Source organism: Enterobacter sp. E1, assembly GCF_016809815.1.
Lineage (GTDB): Bacteria > Pseudomonadota > Gammaproteobacteria > Enterobacterales > Enterobacteriaceae > Enterobacter > Enterobacter adelaidei.
Map to the genome: position 1 here is coordinate 93735 of NZ_JAFBJM010000007.1, position 17008 is coordinate 110742.

The window sequence follows — 17008 nt, forward strand, 5'->3', positions numbered from 1 at the left end:
CTGAAGAAAGGTATTACGCGTCCGGATACTCACGAATAAAACGTTCAACGTCTTCAACCATATGGTTGTTGCCGACGAAGAACGAACGGCGCTGGTGAAGGCTTTCTGGCACGATTTCCAGAATACGATCTTTACCGTCGCTCGCCTTGCCGCCAGCCTGTTCGGCCAGGAACGCCATCGGGTTGCATTCGTACAGCAGGCGCAGTTTCCCGTCCGGGTGGCTTGCAGTGCTTGGGTAGAGGTAGATACCGCCTTTCAGCAGGTTACGGTGGAAATCCGCGACCAGAGAGCCGATATAGCGGGAGGTGTAAGGGCGCTGAGTGGCTTTATCTTCTTCCTGGCAGAATTTGATGTACTTCTTCACGCCGTTCGGGAATCGGATGTAGTTTCCTTCGTTGATGGAGTAGGTGTTGCCCTTCTCCGGGAAGCGCATACGTTCCTGGCTCAGACAGAAAACGCCCAGTGAAGGATCGTACGTAAAGGCGTGAACCCCACACCCGGTGGTATACACCAGCATGGTGGAGGAGCCATACACGACGTAACCGGCAGCAACCTGATTAATGCCCGGCTGCAGGAAATCTTCTTCGGTCACCGGCGTGCCAACAGGCGTGACGCGGCGGTAGATGGAGAAAATGGTACCGACAGAAACGTTAACGTCGATGTTAGAGGAGCCGTCCAGCGGATCCATCAGAACAACGTATTTAGCGTGTTCACACCCGTCGAAAACAACAATTTCATCTTCTTCTTCGGAGGCGATACCCGCCACGATGTCGCGTGCGCGCAGTGCAGCTTTCAGTTTTTCATTTGCGAACAGATCGAGTTTCTGTTGAACCTCGCCCTGAACGTTCTCGGCACCGCTGGCACCCAGGATATCGACCAGACCGGCCTTGTTGATATCACGATGGATGATCTTAGCGCCCAGCTTTATTGCCGACAGCAAAGCAGTGAGTTCACCCGTAGCATGAGAAAACTCGTGCTGCTTTTCGACAATAAATTCACCTAACGTTTTCATAACACTTTCCCTGCATCTTTGTGAGTAGAGCGATTGTATGTTCACTAAAACGACTAAAGCCCAACAATCTTAACAAATATTCAAATAGTAGCGCAGTGGTGAATCGCGCCAGCAGTATACGGATTTACCTGAAATGCATTTCACAGCCGCTAACATGTGAGTAAAATGTGCGCCACATTGAAGAGGGATAGTGACGTATGCGCATTCATATATTGGGGATTTGTGGCACTTTCATGGGCGGACTGGCAATGCTGGCGCGCTCGCTGGGCCATGAAGTGACAGGTTCGGACGCCAATGTGTATCCGCCAATGAGCACACTTCTGGAGAAACAGGGCATCTCTTTGATTCAGGGCTACGATGCCAGCCAGCTGGATCCTGAACCGGATCTGGTGATCATTGGTAACGCCATGACGCGTGGGAACCCGTGTGTTGAGGCGGTGCTGGAACGCAATATTCCGTTCATGTCCGGCCCACAATGGCTGCATGATTTCGTCCTGCGTGACCGCTGGGTGGTTGCTGTTGCCGGAACGCACGGCAAAACCACGACCGCCGGTATGGCGACCTGGATCCTTGAAGCCTGTGGCTACAAGCCGGGCTTCGTGATTGGCGGTGTGCCGGGTAATTTCGATGTTTCTGCGCGCCTGGGTGACAGCCCGTTCTTTGTGATCGAGGCCGACGAATATGACTGCGCGTTCTTCGACAAGCGTTCCAAGTTTGTTCACTACTGCCCGCGCACGCTGATCCTCAACAACCTTGAGTTCGACCATGCGGATATTTTTGACGATCTTAAAGCGATTCAGAAACAGTTCCACCACCTGGTGCGCATCGTTCCGGGCCAGGGACGCATCATCCTGCCGGAAAACGACATCAACCTGAAGCAGACCATGGCGATGGGCTGCTGGAGCGAACAGGAGCTGGTGGGCGAGCAGGGCCACTGGCAGGCGAAAAAACTCAACGCCGATGCCTCCGAGTGGGAAGTCCTGCTCGACGGGGAAAAAGTGGGTGAGGTGAAGTGGGGCCTGGTGGGCGAGCACAACATGCACAACGGCCTGATGGCGATTGCTGCTGCACGCCATGTGGGTGTTCTGCCTGCGGATGCGGCCAATGCTCTGGGTTCGTTTATCAACGCCCGTCGTCGTCTGGAACTGCGTGGTGAAGCCAATGGCGTCACGGTGTATGACGATTTCGCACACCACCCAACGGCCATTCTGGCAACGCTTGCCGCCCTGCGTGGCAAGGTCGGCGGCACAGCCCGTATTCTGGCGGTGCTGGAGCCGCGCTCAAACACCATGAAAATGGGCATCTGCAAAGACGATCTCGCGCCGTCGTTAGGCCGCGCCGATGAAGTCTTCCTGCTGCAGCCGCAGCATATTCCGTGGCAGGTGGCGGAAGTGGCTGATGCCTGTATTCAGCCTGCACACTGGAGTGCGGATGTGGATGCGCTCGCGGATATGGTGGTGAAAGCCGCTCAGCCTGGCGACCACATTCTGGTGATGAGCAACGGCGGTTTTGGTGGCATCCACCAGAAGCTGCTTGATGGTCTGGCGAAGAAAGCCGAGGCCGCAGAGTAAAAAAGAGCCCGGTGGCGCTAGCGCTTACCGGGCCTGCATTCTTTTCTCCCTCGCCCCTATGGGGAGAGGGGATTACTCTTCGTTCTCTGACAGCTCGCGCAGATACTGGAAAATCAGGCGCGCAGACTTCGGCGGCTTATTCCCTTCTTTCTCTTTCTTCGCGTTGCGGATCAATGAACGCAACTGCTGGCGATCGGCGTCTGGCCACAGATTTAAGACTTCCGGTACCGCGTCATCACCCTGTTCAATCAGACGATCGCGGATCTGCTCCAGCTTATGGAACAGTGCAACCTGCTGGTTATGGCGGTTTTTCAGCTTGTCCAGCGCCTGGCGGATCGGATCAACGTCGCGCTGACGCAGCATTTTACCGATAAGCTGAAGCTGGCGACGACGGCCTTCTTTTTTGATTTTCTGTGCCAGTTCAATGGCATCACGCAGATCCTGGTCGAGCGGGATCTTATCCAGCGCGTTTTTACCCAGTTCTACCATTTCTGCGCCAAGCTGTTTTAACTCTTCGGCGTCACGTTTAATTTCACTTTTACTGACCCAGATGATTTCATCATCTTCGTCTTCGATGTCATCACCGGGAACGTCGTCGAGCCAGTCTTCGGGCTGCTTAGTCATGTCAGGCTCCTTAAAAAAAGAGGCTAATGTTACCAGTTAAGACGCGCACTGAAAAACGGTTCTCTGTTAGACTTCAGTTAACTCTCTCTTACAGTATGGCATTTGCGATGAAAGTAACCTCACAAGTTGAAGCGCAGCGTAAGATTCTGGAAGAAGCCGTCTCCACCGCGCTGACGCTCGCTTCAGGTAAATCAGATGGCGCCGAAGTGGCGGTCAGCAAAACCACCGGCATTAGCGTGAGCACCCGCTATGGCGAAGTGGAGAATGTAGAATTCAACAGTGATGGCGCGCTTGGCATCACGGTGTACCACCAGAATCGCAAAGGCAGCGCGTCATCGACCGATCTCAGCCCGGATGCGATTGCTCGTACGGTGCAGGCGGCGCTGGATATCGCCCGTTATACCTCCCCGGATCCTTACGCAGGCGTGGCCGATAAAGATCTGCTGGCGTTTGACGCCCCGGATCTCGATCTTTTCCACCCGGCAGAAGTTACCCCGGACGAGGCGATCGAGCTGGCGGCGCGTGCCGAACAGGCTTCTTTGCAGGCGGATAAACGCATCACCAATACCGAAGGCGGCAGCTTCAACAGCCACTACGGTATCAAAGTGTTCGGCAACAGCCACGGCATGTTGCAGGGCTACTGCTCAACCCGTCATTCACTCTCCAGTTGCGTCATCGCCGAAGAGAACGGTGATATGGAGCGTGACTACGCCTACACCATTGGCCGTGCGCTCGGTGATTTGCAGTCTCCGGAGTGGGTGGGTAAAGAGTGTGCCGAACGCACGCTGTCACGCCTGTCACCGCGCAAACTCTCCACCATGAAAGCCCCGGTGATTTTTGCCAATGAAGTGGCGACCGGCCTGTTTGGTCACCTGGTCGGGGCCATTGCCGGTGGCTCTGTGTACCGTAAATCAACCTTCCTGCTCGACTCACTGGGCAAGCAGATCCTGCCGGAATGGCTGACCATCGAAGAACACCCGCATCTGCTGAAAGGACTGGCCTCCACACCGTTCGACAGCGAAGGCGTGCGCACGGAACGTCGCGACATCGTCAAAGACGGCGTGCTGACCCAGTGGCTGTTGACCAATTACTCCGCGCGCAAGCTGGGGCTGAAAAGCACCGGTCACGCGGGTGGTATCCATAACTGGCGTATCGCCGGACAGGGCCTCAACTTTGCGCAAATGCTCAAAGAGATGGGCACCGGTCTGGTGGTGACCGAACTGATGGGCCAGGGCGTAAGTGGTATTACCGGGGATTATTCTCGCGGTGCGGCGGGCTTCTGGGTGGAAAACGGCGAAATCCAGTATCCGGTAAGCGAAATTACCATCGCCGGAAACCTGAAAGATATGTGGCGCAATATTGTTACGGTCGGTAACGATATTGAAACACGTAGCAATATACAGTGTGGTTCTGTACTTCTGCCGGAAATGAAAATCGCCGGCCAGTAATACCCGTAAAGGCGTTTTAATAATAAAAAAGGAAGTGAGCAATGCGTAAACATCTGTTAGCGATCGTCGCGGCTTCAACGCTGGTTATTGGCTCTTCTGCGTTTGCTGCCGATCTTGAAGAAGACATGGGCACCCTCGGTCAAAACCTGAAGGTGGTGCAGAAAACCGACAATGCGGCGGAAATGAAAGACGCACTGACCAAAATGCGTGAAGCGGCGCTGGACGCCCAGAAAGCGACACCGCCGAAGCTGGAAAGCAAAGCGGCAGACAGCGCGGAAATGAAAGATTACCGCCACGGTTTTGATATCCTGGTCGGCCAGATTGACGGTGCGCTGAAGCTGGCGAACGAAGGTAAAGTGAAAGAGGCGAAGGCGGTGGCCGAGCAGTTCGTGACCACCCGCAATACCTACCACCAAAAATACCGCTAACAGAGACTGCATCTGACACAACAGCAAGGCGAGGGCGAAATGCCCTCGCTTTTTTTATGCGTCGTAATAAGTAAACCCTATCGCTGTCACATTTCTGCGACTCCCTTGCCAGATGTTTTCGTTTTCTTCCCTGCCGTTTTGCCAATGGATTGCGTGATATTCATCACGTAAATCCAGCGAATTGTCATTATTCACCGCATTTATGTGGCACAGATCACTGCTGCTGCTCGCCTTTCCACTTCGAAGTGGAAAACAACTCGCTACAAACATTTCCCACCCAACGTTAGTTTTATTCCAGAGCCATTAACGGGGTAAGACGAGTGATTAACGGAGCGGTAATGAACGACGTTGGGGATCAGGCGAAGCAAACAGAGCAGCTCGCTAACACCATGCTGCAGCAGGTTTATGACCTGCTGGCCCGGCACAACATCATCCCCAACGCAGTACAGGAACAGATGCTGACCTCCCACGTTCGCGCAATGGCGCACCGGTCGGTGACCGGCGAGCCGCTGCCGGAGGTTGAAGCGGAACTGTTTGACGAAATTTCACCGGATTCAATGCGGCTCGCCCGTGAAGTGGTCGCGCAGTTTGGCAATCTTCCTGATGAAGAAGCCTGGCTGCTCTCCGTTCACTTTGAAGTCGCAAAAGACAACCTTTAAGGAGCAATACATGGAACAGATTACAGTCGTGATTGGCGATCGCCTGGGTAAAGGTCAGAAAGTGGCTGCAGGTGTGGAAAAAGCCGGTGGACGCGCGGTTGTCGTACCGGGTATGGCGGCAGACATGAAGCTGGGCGACGTCATGAAAGCGGAAAACGCCACCTTCGGCATCTCCTTCTGCGGCAGCGGCGGCGCGGGTGCCATTACTGCACAAACCAAATATGGCTACAAGGCCAAATACGGTATGCGTTCAGTGGAAGAGGGCGTGACCGCTATCAACGAAGGCTGCAACGTGCTGGGCTTTGGCTTTATGGATAAAGAAGAGCTGGGCGAGCGTCTGGTACAGGCGTGGCAGAAGAAATACGGCGCATAAGCATGAAAGAACAATTCACGACCACGGTGAGAGTGAAGGGGAAAGGCGACGCCAAAGCGCGCGCCTTTGCCGATGCGCTCAACCACGTTCAGGCCGCGGTGATGAAAGCGTCACCGCATATCTTACTGCGTATTGAGCCACAGGATGTGCAGGTCGTTCAGGCGCAAGAAGCGGTGCGTAAAGAAGCGTTTCTGTTCTTCTTTTTGCGCCGGGAAAGACGCACCTACAGCGTGGAGCTGGATGTGACCGTCAACGTGACCGCCATCAATCTCGATCGGGTGGATTTCGTCACGCAACGCTGATTATTCATAAAAGGGCAGACTGATGTTCTTAATTATATTAATAAAATCGCTCATCATTGGCGGCCTGGTTGGTGTCGGTGTGGGTGCCGGGGCTGCACGCATGTTTCATGCGCCTACCACACAGGGTATGGGCGCGTTTCGTACGTTGGGGGAACTGAACTCCTGCGAAGGGGATCCGGCTTCTCACTTCTCCTTTGGGTTAGGCTTCTTCTTTAACGCCTGGGCCTCTTCCGTGGCCGCAGGTGCCTTCACACAGGACGTAGACCACCGCATCATCCCAAACTGGGGTGCTGCTGCACTGATGATCAAAAACCGCAACGTCGGCGAAACGCTGCATGATCCCCGCAAAATGGCGATTGCCTGCGGCATCATCGGCATGATTGTCGTCACCTTCCTTAACTTGACTGCCTCGTCTGTTCCGGCCGCACTGCAGGTCACCGCCGTGAAGGTACTGGTACCGGCGGCAAACCTGCTGGTGAATACCGTGATGCCGGTGATCTTCTGGCTGGCGGCCATCGACGCGGGCAAAAAGTCGGGTTTCTGGGCCACCATCTTCGGCGGCGCGGCGCAGCTGATTATGGGGAACGCCGTACCGGGCCTGGTACTGGGGATCCTGATCGGTAAAGGCGTCGAAGAGAGCGGCTGGAACCACGTCACCAAAGTGATGATGGCGGCTATCGTGCTGCTCTTCGTGCTGAGCGGCTTCTTCCGCGGCTTCGACATGAAGATGATCGAATCCTTCCATCTGACCGTGCCGAACTGGCTCGATATGATCCACAACTCGCTCAGCGGTAAATAACAGGAGCCTCTACATGGAACAGAATAAAGGTTTTTGGTATGCCGACTGGTCGTTCCCGATCTTCGTTGGCCTGCTCTCCTCCGGCGTGTTCGCCGGGACGCACATGTACTACCTCTACGGCATTGGCGCGTTCAACGAAGTGGCCTTCGTGGCGATGCTGAAAGCGGGGATTGATACCGGCGTGTACGGCGCGGTGGCGGCATTCGGTGCGAGCTTCCTGTTCGCCCGTATTATCGAAGGCTCGCTGGTCGGTATTCTCGATATCGGCGGGGCGATCCAGACCGGCGTGGGCCTCGGTGTCCCGGCGCTGCTGCTGGGCGCGGGCATCATGTTCCCGGTGACCAACTTTATTGCCGCGCTGATCACCGGCCTGGTGATTGGTCTGGCGATTGGCTACGTCATCATCCTGGCGCGCAAGTTCACCATCAACCAGAGCAACTCCACCTACGGAGCGGACGTGATGATGGGCGCGGGTAACGCCTCCGGCCGCTTCCTCGGGCCGTTGATTATCCTCAGCGCCATGACTGCCTCCATTCCTATCGGTGTCGGTTCACTGGTGGGGGCGCTGCTGTTCTACATCTGGCAGAAACCGATTACCGGCGGCGCCATCCTCGGCGCAATGATTTTGGGCTGGCTGTTCCCGGTCGCCCTTTAATACCCACGGGCGCTCCGGCGCCCGTCTTATCAGGAGATCCTCATGTTTGATTTACTCCTGCGCCGTGCGCGCCTTGCCGACGATACCCTGACCGATATCGCCATTCAGGACGGGAAAATCGCGGCGTTGGGCGAGATTACTGCCCCTGCCCGTAAAACGGTTGAGTTGAACGGCGATGTGTTCGTCAGCGCAGGCTGGATTGACTCCCACGTTCACTGTTACCCGAACTCCCCGATTTATCACGACGAACCAGACAGCGTAGGTATTGCTACTGGCGTCACCTCCGTGGTGGATGCAGGCAGTACCGGCGCGGATGACGTGGACGATTTTTACGAAATCACCCGCAAAGCCTCAACCGACGTCTTTGCCCTGCTGAACATCTCCCGCGTGGGGCTGATAGCCCAGAACGAACTGGCCAACATGGCGAATATTGATGCAGATGCCGTGAAGCAGGCGGTAAAACGCCACCCGGATTTCATTGTCGGCCTGAAAGCGCGTATGAGCAGCAGCGTGGTGGGTGAAAACGGCATTACGCCGCTGGAGCGCGCCAAAGAAATTCAGAAAGAGAACGGCGACCTGCCGCTGATGGTTCACATTGGCAACAACCCGCCGAACCTCGACGAAATTGCCGAACTGCTGAGCTCGGGCGACATCATTACCCACTGCTACAACGGCAAACCCAACCGCATTCTGACGCCGTCCGGCGAGCTGCGAGCGTCCATTACGTCTGCGCTAAAACGCGGCGTGCGGCTGGACGTCGGCCACGGCACGGCGAGCTTTAGCTTTGAAGTGGCAAAACGCGCCATCGCAATGGGCATTCTGCCGCACACCATCAGCTCGGATATCTACTGCCGTAACCGCATTAATGGCCCGGTAGGGTCGCTGGCGAGCGTGATGTCGAAATTCCTCGCCATCGGCATGTCGCTGCCGCAGGTGATTGACTGCGTGACCGCGAACGCCGCCGACGGCCTGCGCCTGGCGCGTAAAGGCCGCATTCAGGCGGGTCTCGACGCTGACCTGACGTTGTTCACCATTAAGCGTCAGCCAACGGTATTAACCGATGCCGAAAACGACAGCCTGCAGGCTGAACACATTTTGGTGCCGCTTGCCGCGATTCGTGCGGGCAAGGGCTACATGACAGAACAAGGGAGCACGGAACATGCCTTCGATTTATGAGAAATACCACTTAAAGCAAGTCATCAACACCTCCGGCCGCATGACGGCGCTGGGTGTCTCCACGCCGCGCCCGGAAGTGGTGCAGGCGGCGATGGACGGCATGAACCACTATTTCGAGATGAAGGATCTGGTCAACAAAACCGGTGAATACATCGCGAAACTGCTGGAAGTAGAAGGCGCGACAGTGGTTTCCTGCGCGTCAGCAGGGATTGCCCAGTCCGTGGCGGCAGTGCTGGTAAAAGACAGCGACTGGCTGCTGGAAAACCTGCACGTTACCCCGATTGAGAACAACGAGATCGTGCTGCCGAAAGGCCACAACGTGAACTTTGGCGCGCCGGTAGGCACCATGGTCGCATTGGGCGGCGGCAAGCTGGTAGAAGCGGGATACGCCAATGAATGTTCAGCCGATCAGCTGGCGGCGGCAATCACCCCGCGCACGGCAGCGATCCTCTACATCAAATCTCACCACTGTGTGCAGAAAAGCATGCTCAGCGTAGAACAGGCGACGGTTGTGGCACGTAAGCACGGCCTGCCGCTGATTGTCGATGCGGCGGCGGAAGAAGATTTGCATGTTTACTACCGTTCCGGTGCAGACCTGGTCATTTACAGCGGCGCGAAGGCGATTGAAGGGCCAACCAGTGGTCTGGTGATCGGCAAAACCCAGTACGTTGAATGGGTGAAACGCCAGACGGCGGGCATTGGCCGTGCGATGAAGGTCGGCAAAGAGGGCATTCTGGGCCTGACCTGCGCCATCGAACATTACCTCACGGCAACCAAAGAGAGCGGCGAAGAGATGGTGGCGAAGATGACGCCGTTTATCGAGGCGCTCAACACCCTGAACGGCGTGACGGCACGCGTGGTCTGGGACAGCGCCGGGCGCGATATCGCCCGCACCGAAATTAAGTTCGATGAAGCGACAACCGGCGTCGGCACCGGGGATTTGGTAGCGAAACTCAAGCAGGGTGACTACGCCATTTACTTCCGTGGCTACAAGGCCAACGAAGGGATTATCGAAGCGGACGTGCGCAGCGTGAATGCTGACCAGCTAAACATTGTTTACCGCCGCATAAGCGAAGTATTAGGACAGGAGAAAAACGCATGAAACTGACCCCCAACTTTTACCGTGATCGCGTCTGCCTGAACGTGCTGGCGGGCTCTAAAGCCAATGCCAGCGCCATTTACGAAGCGGCAGAAGGTCATGTGCTGGTGGGCGTGCTCTCCAAAAATTACCCGGATGTGGCAAGCGCCGTTGCGGATATGCGTGAATACGCTCAGCTTATTGATAACGCGCTGTCCGTTGGCCTGGGGGCGGGCGATCCGAACCAGTCGGCGATGGTGAGTGAAATTTCCCGCCAGGTGCAGCCGCAGCACGTGAACCAGGTCTTTACCGGCGTAGCAACCAGCCGCGCGCTGTTGGGACAAAACGACTCCGTGGTCAACGGTCTGGTTTCTCCAACCGGAACCGTCGGCATGGTGAAAATCTCTACCGGTCCGCTGAGCAGCGCGGCACCGGACGGTATCGTTCCGGTGGAAACGGCAATTGCTCTGCTGAAAGATTTTGGCGGTAGCTCCATTAAATATTTCCCGATGGGTGGCCTGAAATGCCGTGATGAGTACAAAGCGGTGGCGGAAGCCTGCGCGCGTCACGACTTCTGGCTGGAGCCAACCGGCGGTATCGATCTGGAAAATTACGAAGAGATCCTGCAGATCGCCCTGGACGCGGGCGTGAGCAAAATCATTCCGCATATCTACAGCTCGATTATCGACAAAGCCAGCGGCGATACGCGTCCGGAAGATGTGCGCACGTTGCTTGCGATGACGAAAAAGTTAGTTAAGTAGTCCCTCACCCTAACCCTCTCCCACCGGGAGAGGGGATAATGATCAGGAGCCACCATGCACACCCGTAACCTGCTTGTTGCTTCACTCTCTCTGCTTGCTACTTCCGCTGTTGCCCAGACTCATTACGCCTGGGTCGGAACCTATAATCCTAACGGTGAAGGGCTGTACCGTTTTACCGTCGATCCGCAAAGCGGTGCGCTTGCGGATAAAACGCTGGTCAGCACGTTGCCGAATGCTTCACAGCTTACCGTCTCGCATGATGGCAAAACGCTCTATCTGGCGAGTGAAGTAGAGCAGGGCGTGGTGCAGGCGCTGCGGGTGGGGGATAACGGTGAGCTGAGTGAGCTCAATCAGGTGGCTTCCGGTGGTGCAGGGCCGGTTTACCTTTCGCTGACGCCAAATGGTCGCCATCTGCTGGTGGCCAACTACGTCAGCGGAACGATTGCCGTTCTGCCGGTCAAAGCCGATGGCAGCCTGGGTGATGCCACGGACAAACATCAGGATCAGGGCGAACCGGGTGCGGCGAAGCCGGAAGCCGCTGCGGAGGGCAGTTTCGCTATCAGCGATCATAACGGGCCTCATGCACACATGATCGCCGCCGATCCGAGCGGAAAATACGTGTTTTCAACCGATCTGGGGCTGGATCGCATCTATCAGTATCGCTTTGACGATCGAAGCGAAAAGCTGACGCCTAACGATCCACCGTTTATCAACGCCTCCTCGAAAGGGGCCGGGCCGCGCCACTTTGTCTCTACGCCAAAAGGCGATGCTCTGTGGTTGATTAACGAAGAGGCGTCTACGCTGACTCACTATACTGTGGATGCAAACGGCATCCTGAAAGAGGGCAAAACGCTCTCCGCCCTGCCGAAAGGTTACAAAGGCACCAGTTTTGCTGCTGGTCTGGCGTTAAGTGCGGATGGTAAGCAACTGTATGTGGCTAACCGTTTGCATAACAGCATCGGGCACTTTACCGTAACAGCGGAAGGCACGCTGACGCATCAGGATGATGTCTGGACCCGTGGCGACTACCCGCGCACCCTGACGCTCGATAAACAGGGGCGTTGGCTGTACGTCATGAATCAACGCAGCGATAACATTACCCGTTTCCGCGTGGCGCAGGACGGCAAGCTCAGCTTTGAGCCAGACTATACGCCGGTCGGTAGCCCATCTCAGATGGTCATTTCACCCTAAGCCGTAAGAGGACAACGACGTGCGATTTCCGAATCAACGTTTAGCGCAACTTTTCGATCTGTTGCAAAACGAGACGCTGCCGCAGGATGAACTGGCGCAGCGGCTGTCGGTTTCCACGCGAACCGTCCGCGCTGATATCACGGCCCTGAACGCGCTGCTGGCGAGCCACGGCGCGCAGTTTATTCTGAGCCGGGGGAATGGTTATCAGCTTAAAATTGATGACGCCGAGCGTTATCAGCAATTGCAGGCCTCCCACCCGCGCGCGCTGCGTATTCCCCGAACCGGGATGGAGCGCGTGCATTATCTGGTGGTGCGTTTTCTTACCTCGGCATTTTCTCTCAAACTTGAGGATCTGGCTGACGAGTGGTTCGTCAGCCGCGCCACGCTGCAAAGCGACATGGCGGAAGTGCGCGAGTGGTTCCACCGTTATAATCTGACGCTGGAAACCCGACCGCGCCATGGTATGAAGCTGTTTGGCAGCGAGATGTCGACCCGTGCCTGCCTGACGGACTTGCTCTGGGAGCTGGCACAGCAGGACAGTCTGAACCCGTTGGTGACCGACGTGGCGCTCAATGCGGGTGTGGCAGAACAGATGGTGCCTGTACTGCACGATGCGCTAACACGCCACCATATCCGCCTGACCGACGAAGGTGAGTTGTTCCTGCGCCTGTACTGTGCGGTATCGGTACGTCGTATCAGCGAAGGCTATCCACTGCCGGAATTCCATGCCGAAGATGTGGAAGAGAACGTGCGTGAAGCCGCGAAAGATATCGCAGTGTCCATTCAGCATCTGGCGGGCAAAACGCTTTCGCCGTCGGAAGAGAGCTGGCTTTGCGTACACATTGCCGCGCGGCAGATCCAGGAGATAGCACCCAGCGCAATCAACGCTGACGACGACGAAGCGCTGGTCAACTACATCCTGCGTTACATCAACACCCACTATAACTACAACCTGCTCAGTGACGAGCAACTGCACGCGGACTTGCTCACGCACATTAAAACCATGATCACCCGGGTGCGGTACCAAATCATGATCCCCAATCCGCTGCTGGAAAACATCAAGCAGCACTACCCGATGGCATGGGATATGACCCTCGCGGCGGTATCGAGCTGGGGTAAATACACACCGTATGTGATCAGCGAAAACGAGATTGGTTTTCTGGTATTACATATTGGCGTTGGGCTGGAACGCCACTACAACATTGGCTACCAGCGACAGCCGCGGGTGCTGCTGGTGTGTGACGCCGGGAATGCGATGGTGCGTATGATTGAGGCGGTGCTTCAGCGCAAATACCCGCAGATTGAGGTGACGCGCACGCTCACTCTGCGCGAGTACGAGCTGGCGGAAATGATTAGCGAAGACTTTGTGATCGCCACCGCCCGCGTCAGTGAAAAGTCGAAACCGGTGGTGATGATCGCCCCATTCCCGACCGATTATCAGTTAGAACAGATCGGCAAGCTGGTGCTGGTGGACCGCACCCGCCCGTGGATGCTGGATAAATACTTCGATGCAGCCCATTTCCGCATTATCGACACGCCCGTTGATCAGCAAACGCTGTTCCGTGAGCTGTGCGAACAGCTTGAAAGCGAGGGGTTTGTTGGCGCGGAGTTCCTGGATTCCGTCGTCGAGCGTGAAGCCATTGTCAGCACCATGCTCGGCGATGGCATTGCGCTGCCGCACTCACTCGGCCTGCTGGCGCAGAAAACGGTAGTCTATACCGTGCTCGCCCCGCACGGCGTCCCGTGGGGCGACGAAACCGCACACGTCATCTTCCTGCTCGCTATCAGCAAAAGCGAATACGAAGAGGCGATGGCGATTTACGATATCTTCGTCACCTTCCTGCGTGAACGGGCGATGTCGCGGCTCTGTAGCTGCGGAGATTTTGCTGAGTTTAAGGCAGTGGCGATGGAGAGTTTGAGCCGGTTTTGATGTAAGGGCGGACGGATAACATCCGCCTTTCTTCAACGCAGATGATGCACAACCTGATTGCTGCTGCCGCGCCAGATCAGCGCCGGGTCTTTTAAATCTTGCACGAATTTGCCGTCGACCAGCACGTTAATCAGATCCACCACTTCCATTTGCTGCGCGTTCAGCTCATCCAGCTTGTAGCCTGTCCAGACCCAGATATCTTTTCCCGTACATTCGCGGCGAATGCGTTTAACCAGCTTCAGGATTTCCGGCACGTTTTGCGGGTGGAGCGGGTCGCCACCGGAAAGTGAAATCCCCTGACGTTTGATGCGCGTGTCGTTGAGATCGTTAATGATCCGGTCTTCCATCTCTGCGGTGAACGGCATACCAGTATTTAAACGCCAGGTGCTTTTGTTGTAGCAGCCGGGGCATTCGTGGACGCAGCCTGAGACGAACAGGGTGCAGCGGGTGCCGGGACCGTTGACGATGTCGACGGGATAATATTGATGATAATTCATAGCGTTAACCTGATGCCCTCACCCCGGCCCTCTCCCACAGGGAGAGGGAGAAAACCGGCGTCAGGCTTGCAATGTGCTCGATCGGTTCCCTCTCCCTTGAGGGAGAGGGGTAGGGTGAGGGGGAAAACCCGGCGAAGAACTTACCCGATCTGCCCATTCCCCAAATGCTTCACGCGGCGCTTCACCTCTTCCTGCTTGCCGGCGTTGAACGGACGCGCATCCGGGCTGCCGAGATAGCCGCACACGCGGCGGGTCACAGAGACGCGAGCCGCATCGTGGTTGCCGCATTTCGGGCAGGTGAAACCTTTGCTGGTGCACTCAAACTCACCGGTAAATCCGCACTCGTAACACTCGTCGATTGGCGTGTTGGTCCCGTAATACGGCACGTGCTGATAGCTGTAATCCCACACGTCTTCCAGCGCTTTCAGGTTATGCTGAATGTTTGGGTACTCGCCATAGCAGATGAAGCCGCCGCTGGCGATCGGCGGGTACGCCGCTTCAAAGTCGATTTTGTCGTACGGGTTCACCTTCTTCTCCACGTCGAGGTGGAAGCTGTTGGTGTAGTAACCTTTGTCGGTTACCCCTTCCACAATCCCGAACTCGGCGGTGTCCAGACGGCAGAAACGGTCGCAGAGGTTTTCGCTCGGCGTACTGTACAGGCTGAAGCCGTAGCCGGTTTCCTCTTTCCACTGATCAACGGCGTCGCGCAGGCGCTGAACGATGGCGATGCCTTTCTCACGCAGGGCTTCGCTGTCATACATATGCGTGCCGCCAGCCAATGCGTTGATGGTCTCGTGAATACCGATATAGCCCAGCGAAATCGACGCACGACCATTTTTGAAGATCTCAGACACGTCATCGTCCGCTTTCAGACGCACGCCGCAGGCCCCTTCCATGTAGAGGATTGGCGCCACGCGGGCTTTGACCCCTTCCAGACGCGCAATGCGGGTCATCAACGCTTTGCGCGCCAGCTGCAGGCGCTCGTCCAGCAATTTCCAGAACTCGGCCTCATTGCCTTTGGCTTCCAGCGCGATGCGCGGCAGGTTCAGGCTGATGACGCCGAGGTTGTTGCGCCCGTCGTGGATCTGCTCGCCGTTTTCATCTTCGTAGACGCCGAGGAAGCTGCGGCAGCCCATAGGCGTTTTAAACGAACCGGTGACTTTAACGACCTGATCGTAGTTCAGGATGTCCGGATACATACGTTTGCTCGCGCACTCCAGCGCCAGCTGTTTGATGTCGTAGTTCGGATCGCCAAACTTATGGTTGAGACCGTCGCGGATGGCGAACACCAGTTTCGGGAACACGGCGGTTTTGCGGTTTTTGCCGAGGCCGGAAATACGGTTGCGCAGGATCGACTGCTGAATCAGGCGCGATTCCCAGCTGGTGCCCAGGCCAAAACCGAAGGTCACAAACGGTGTCTGGCCGTTGGCGGTGTGCAGCGTGTTCACCTCATATTCCAGCGACTGGAAGGCGTCGTAGCACTCTTTCTCGGTGCGGGAATGGGCGTAGCCGTCCGCGTCCGGGATCTGCCACTCTTCGGCCGTTTTACGATGCTTGTTGAAGCTTGCCGTCACGAACGGGGCCAGCACTTCATCAATGCGGTTAATGGTGGTGCCACCATAAATATGGCTGGCGACCTGGGCGATAATCTGCGCCGTGACCGCCGTGGCCGTGGAGATTGATTTTGGCGGTTCAATCTCGGCGTTACCCATTTTAAAACCGTGGGTCAGCATGCCCTTCAGGTCGATCAGCATGCAGTTGAACATCGGGAAGAATGGCGAGTAGTCGAGATCGTGATAGTGGATCTCACCGCGCTCGTGCGCCGACACCACGTCGCGCGGCAGCAGGTGCTGGCGGGCATAGTGTTTAGCGACGATACCGGCCAGCAGGTCGCGCTGGGTCGGGATCACTTTACTGTCTTTGTTGGCGTTTTCATTCAGTAGGGCGGAGTTGGTCTGCTCTACCAGGCCACGGATCTCCTGGTTCAGACGGCCGCGCTTCTCACGCTCAACGTCACGATCGTGACGGTATTCAATATAGGCACGGGCTAACTGCTTGTAAGGACCCGCCATCAGCTGGTTCTCAACCGCGGTCTGGATCTCGTTGATATCCACCTGGTTGCGTTCATTCATCTGGCTGCTAACGACTTCTGCGACGGTGGCGCAGTAATCTGCGTCATCGACTCCCGCTGCTTTAGCTGCACGCAGAATGGCTTCCTGGATGCGCTCTGATTTAAACGGCACTTTACAGCCATCACGTTTCATCACATGCGGTGTCATGATCACTCCATTTTAAAAACAGGTTATCCACAGAGGTGGAGAAGTATTCAGAGGCTGTATTGTCAGCCAGGTGAGTGACTTCCCTCGTTCCCGACATTTGTTATCCACAATTCCGGAGAGCTGAGTCGCCGTCTTGTTGTTGGAATAGTAGACGATAAATACAATATGTAGGGTCGGCGTGCATTTTAAGTGCTACATATAGTGATTTGCATCAAACATGTTTGC

Annotated in this window: 17 protein-coding genes; 13 read left to right on the forward strand and 4 right to left on the reverse strand. The window is 56.1% G+C overall.

The features are described 5' to 3' along the window. Positions 1-13: 13 nt before the first annotated feature. Positions 14-1012 (reverse strand): class 1 fructose-bisphosphatase, encoded by a 999-nt coding sequence (gene fbp, locus JGF26_RS17280; protein WP_049005180.1) that lies wholly within the window; start codon positions 1010-1012, stop codon positions 14-16. 197 nt (positions 1013-1209) lie between these two features. Between fbp and mpl the strand changes: the two genes are divergently transcribed. Then, a complete protein-coding gene (gene mpl / locus JGF26_RS17285) occupies positions 1210-2583 on the forward strand; it encodes a UDP-N-acetylmuramate:L-alanyl-gamma-D-glutamyl-meso-diaminopimelate ligase (protein WP_028016483.1) in 1374 nt (457 codons plus the stop codon). 72 nt (positions 2584-2655) lie between these two features. Here the strand turns inward: mpl and yjgA are convergent, their stop codons facing one another. After that, complete coding sequence (gene yjgA, locus JGF26_RS17290; protein ID WP_008501414.1) at positions 2656-3207, reverse strand: ribosome biogenesis factor YjgA; 552 nt, start codon at positions 3205-3207, stop codon at positions 2656-2658. 95 nt (positions 3208-3302) lie between these two features. Here yjgA and pmbA point away from each other — a divergent pair, with 95 nt between their 5' ends. From pmbA to JGF26_RS17350, 12 genes are all read left to right on the forward strand, one after another. Continuing rightward, positions 3303-4655, forward strand: a complete 1353-nt coding sequence (gene pmbA, locus JGF26_RS17295; RefSeq protein ID WP_032666755.1) for a metalloprotease PmbA — start codon at positions 3303-3305, stop codon at positions 4653-4655. A gap of 41 nt (positions 4656-4696) precedes the next feature. After that, on the forward strand, positions 4697-5083 hold the full coding sequence (gene cybC, locus JGF26_RS17300) for a cytochrome b562 (RefSeq protein ID WP_134708446.1): 387 nt from the start codon (positions 4697-4699) through the stop codon (positions 5081-5083). 320 nt (positions 5084-5403) lie between these two features. Further along, a complete protein-coding gene (locus JGF26_RS17305; protein ID WP_028016486.1) occupies positions 5404-5742 on the forward strand; it encodes a glycine dehydrogenase in 339 nt (112 codons plus the stop codon). 10 nt (positions 5743-5752) lie between these two features. Then, positions 5753-6115, forward strand: a complete 363-nt coding sequence (locus tag JGF26_RS17310) for an SFCGS family glycine-rich protein (protein WP_023293430.1) — start codon at positions 5753-5755, stop codon at positions 6113-6115. A gap of 2 nt (positions 6116-6117) precedes the next feature. After that, entirely contained in the window at positions 6118-6417 is a 300-nt protein-coding gene (locus JGF26_RS17315; RefSeq protein ID WP_008501409.1) for a DUF4312 family protein, read from the forward strand. Positions 6418-6439: 22 nt separating this feature from the next. After that, positions 6440-7216: a DUF4311 domain-containing protein gene (locus JGF26_RS17320; protein WP_006810337.1), complete on the forward strand. Its 777-nt coding sequence runs from the start codon at positions 6440-6442 to the stop codon at positions 7214-7216. A 13-nt stretch (positions 7217-7229) separates the two neighbouring features. Then, on the forward strand, positions 7230-7871 hold the full coding sequence (locus JGF26_RS17325) for a DUF4310 family protein (protein WP_015572508.1): 642 nt from the start codon (positions 7230-7232) through the stop codon (positions 7869-7871). A 42-nt stretch (positions 7872-7913) separates the two neighbouring features. Beyond that, entirely contained in the window at positions 7914-9047 is a 1134-nt protein-coding gene (locus JGF26_RS17330) for an amidohydrolase/deacetylase family metallohydrolase (protein ID WP_129324123.1), read from the forward strand. Beyond that, positions 9031-10149, forward strand: a complete 1119-nt coding sequence (locus JGF26_RS17335) for a DgaE family pyridoxal phosphate-dependent ammonia lyase (RefSeq protein WP_134708447.1) — start codon at positions 9031-9033, stop codon at positions 10147-10149. Before JGF26_RS17330 ends, JGF26_RS17335 begins: the two co-directional genes overlap by 17 nt. Next, positions 10146-10886, forward strand: coding sequence for a KDGP aldolase family protein (locus JGF26_RS17340; protein ID WP_028016490.1), 741 nt, complete (start codon positions 10146-10148; stop codon positions 10884-10886). Before JGF26_RS17335 ends, JGF26_RS17340 begins: the two co-directional genes overlap by 4 nt. Before the next feature lie 54 nt (positions 10887-10940). Next, positions 10941-12077, forward strand: a complete 1137-nt coding sequence (locus tag JGF26_RS17345; RefSeq protein WP_134708448.1) for a lactonase family protein — start codon at positions 10941-10943, stop codon at positions 12075-12077. A 19-nt stretch (positions 12078-12096) separates the two neighbouring features. Beyond that, the gene (locus tag JGF26_RS17350; RefSeq protein WP_134708449.1) at positions 12097-14007 is read left to right on the forward strand and encodes a PRD domain-containing protein; all 1911 of its coding nucleotides are present in this window, start codon (positions 12097-12099) and stop codon (positions 14005-14007) included. 32 nt (positions 14008-14039) lie between these two features. On the opposite strand, the gene nrdG is transcribed toward JGF26_RS17350, so the two are convergent. Both nrdG and nrdD read right to left on the reverse strand, forming a co-directional pair. Then, positions 14040-14504 carry an anaerobic ribonucleoside-triphosphate reductase-activating protein gene (nrdG, locus tag JGF26_RS17355; RefSeq protein ID WP_134708450.1) on the reverse strand — a complete coding sequence of 155 codons (465 nt, stop codon included), beginning with the start codon at positions 14502-14504 and terminating at the stop codon, positions 14040-14042. Between the two features lie 140 nt (positions 14505-14644). After that, positions 14645-16783: an anaerobic ribonucleoside-triphosphate reductase gene (gene nrdD, locus JGF26_RS17360; protein ID WP_028016496.1), complete on the reverse strand. Its 2139-nt coding sequence runs from the start codon at positions 16781-16783 to the stop codon at positions 14645-14647. Between the last annotated feature and the right edge of the window lie 225 nt (positions 16784-17008).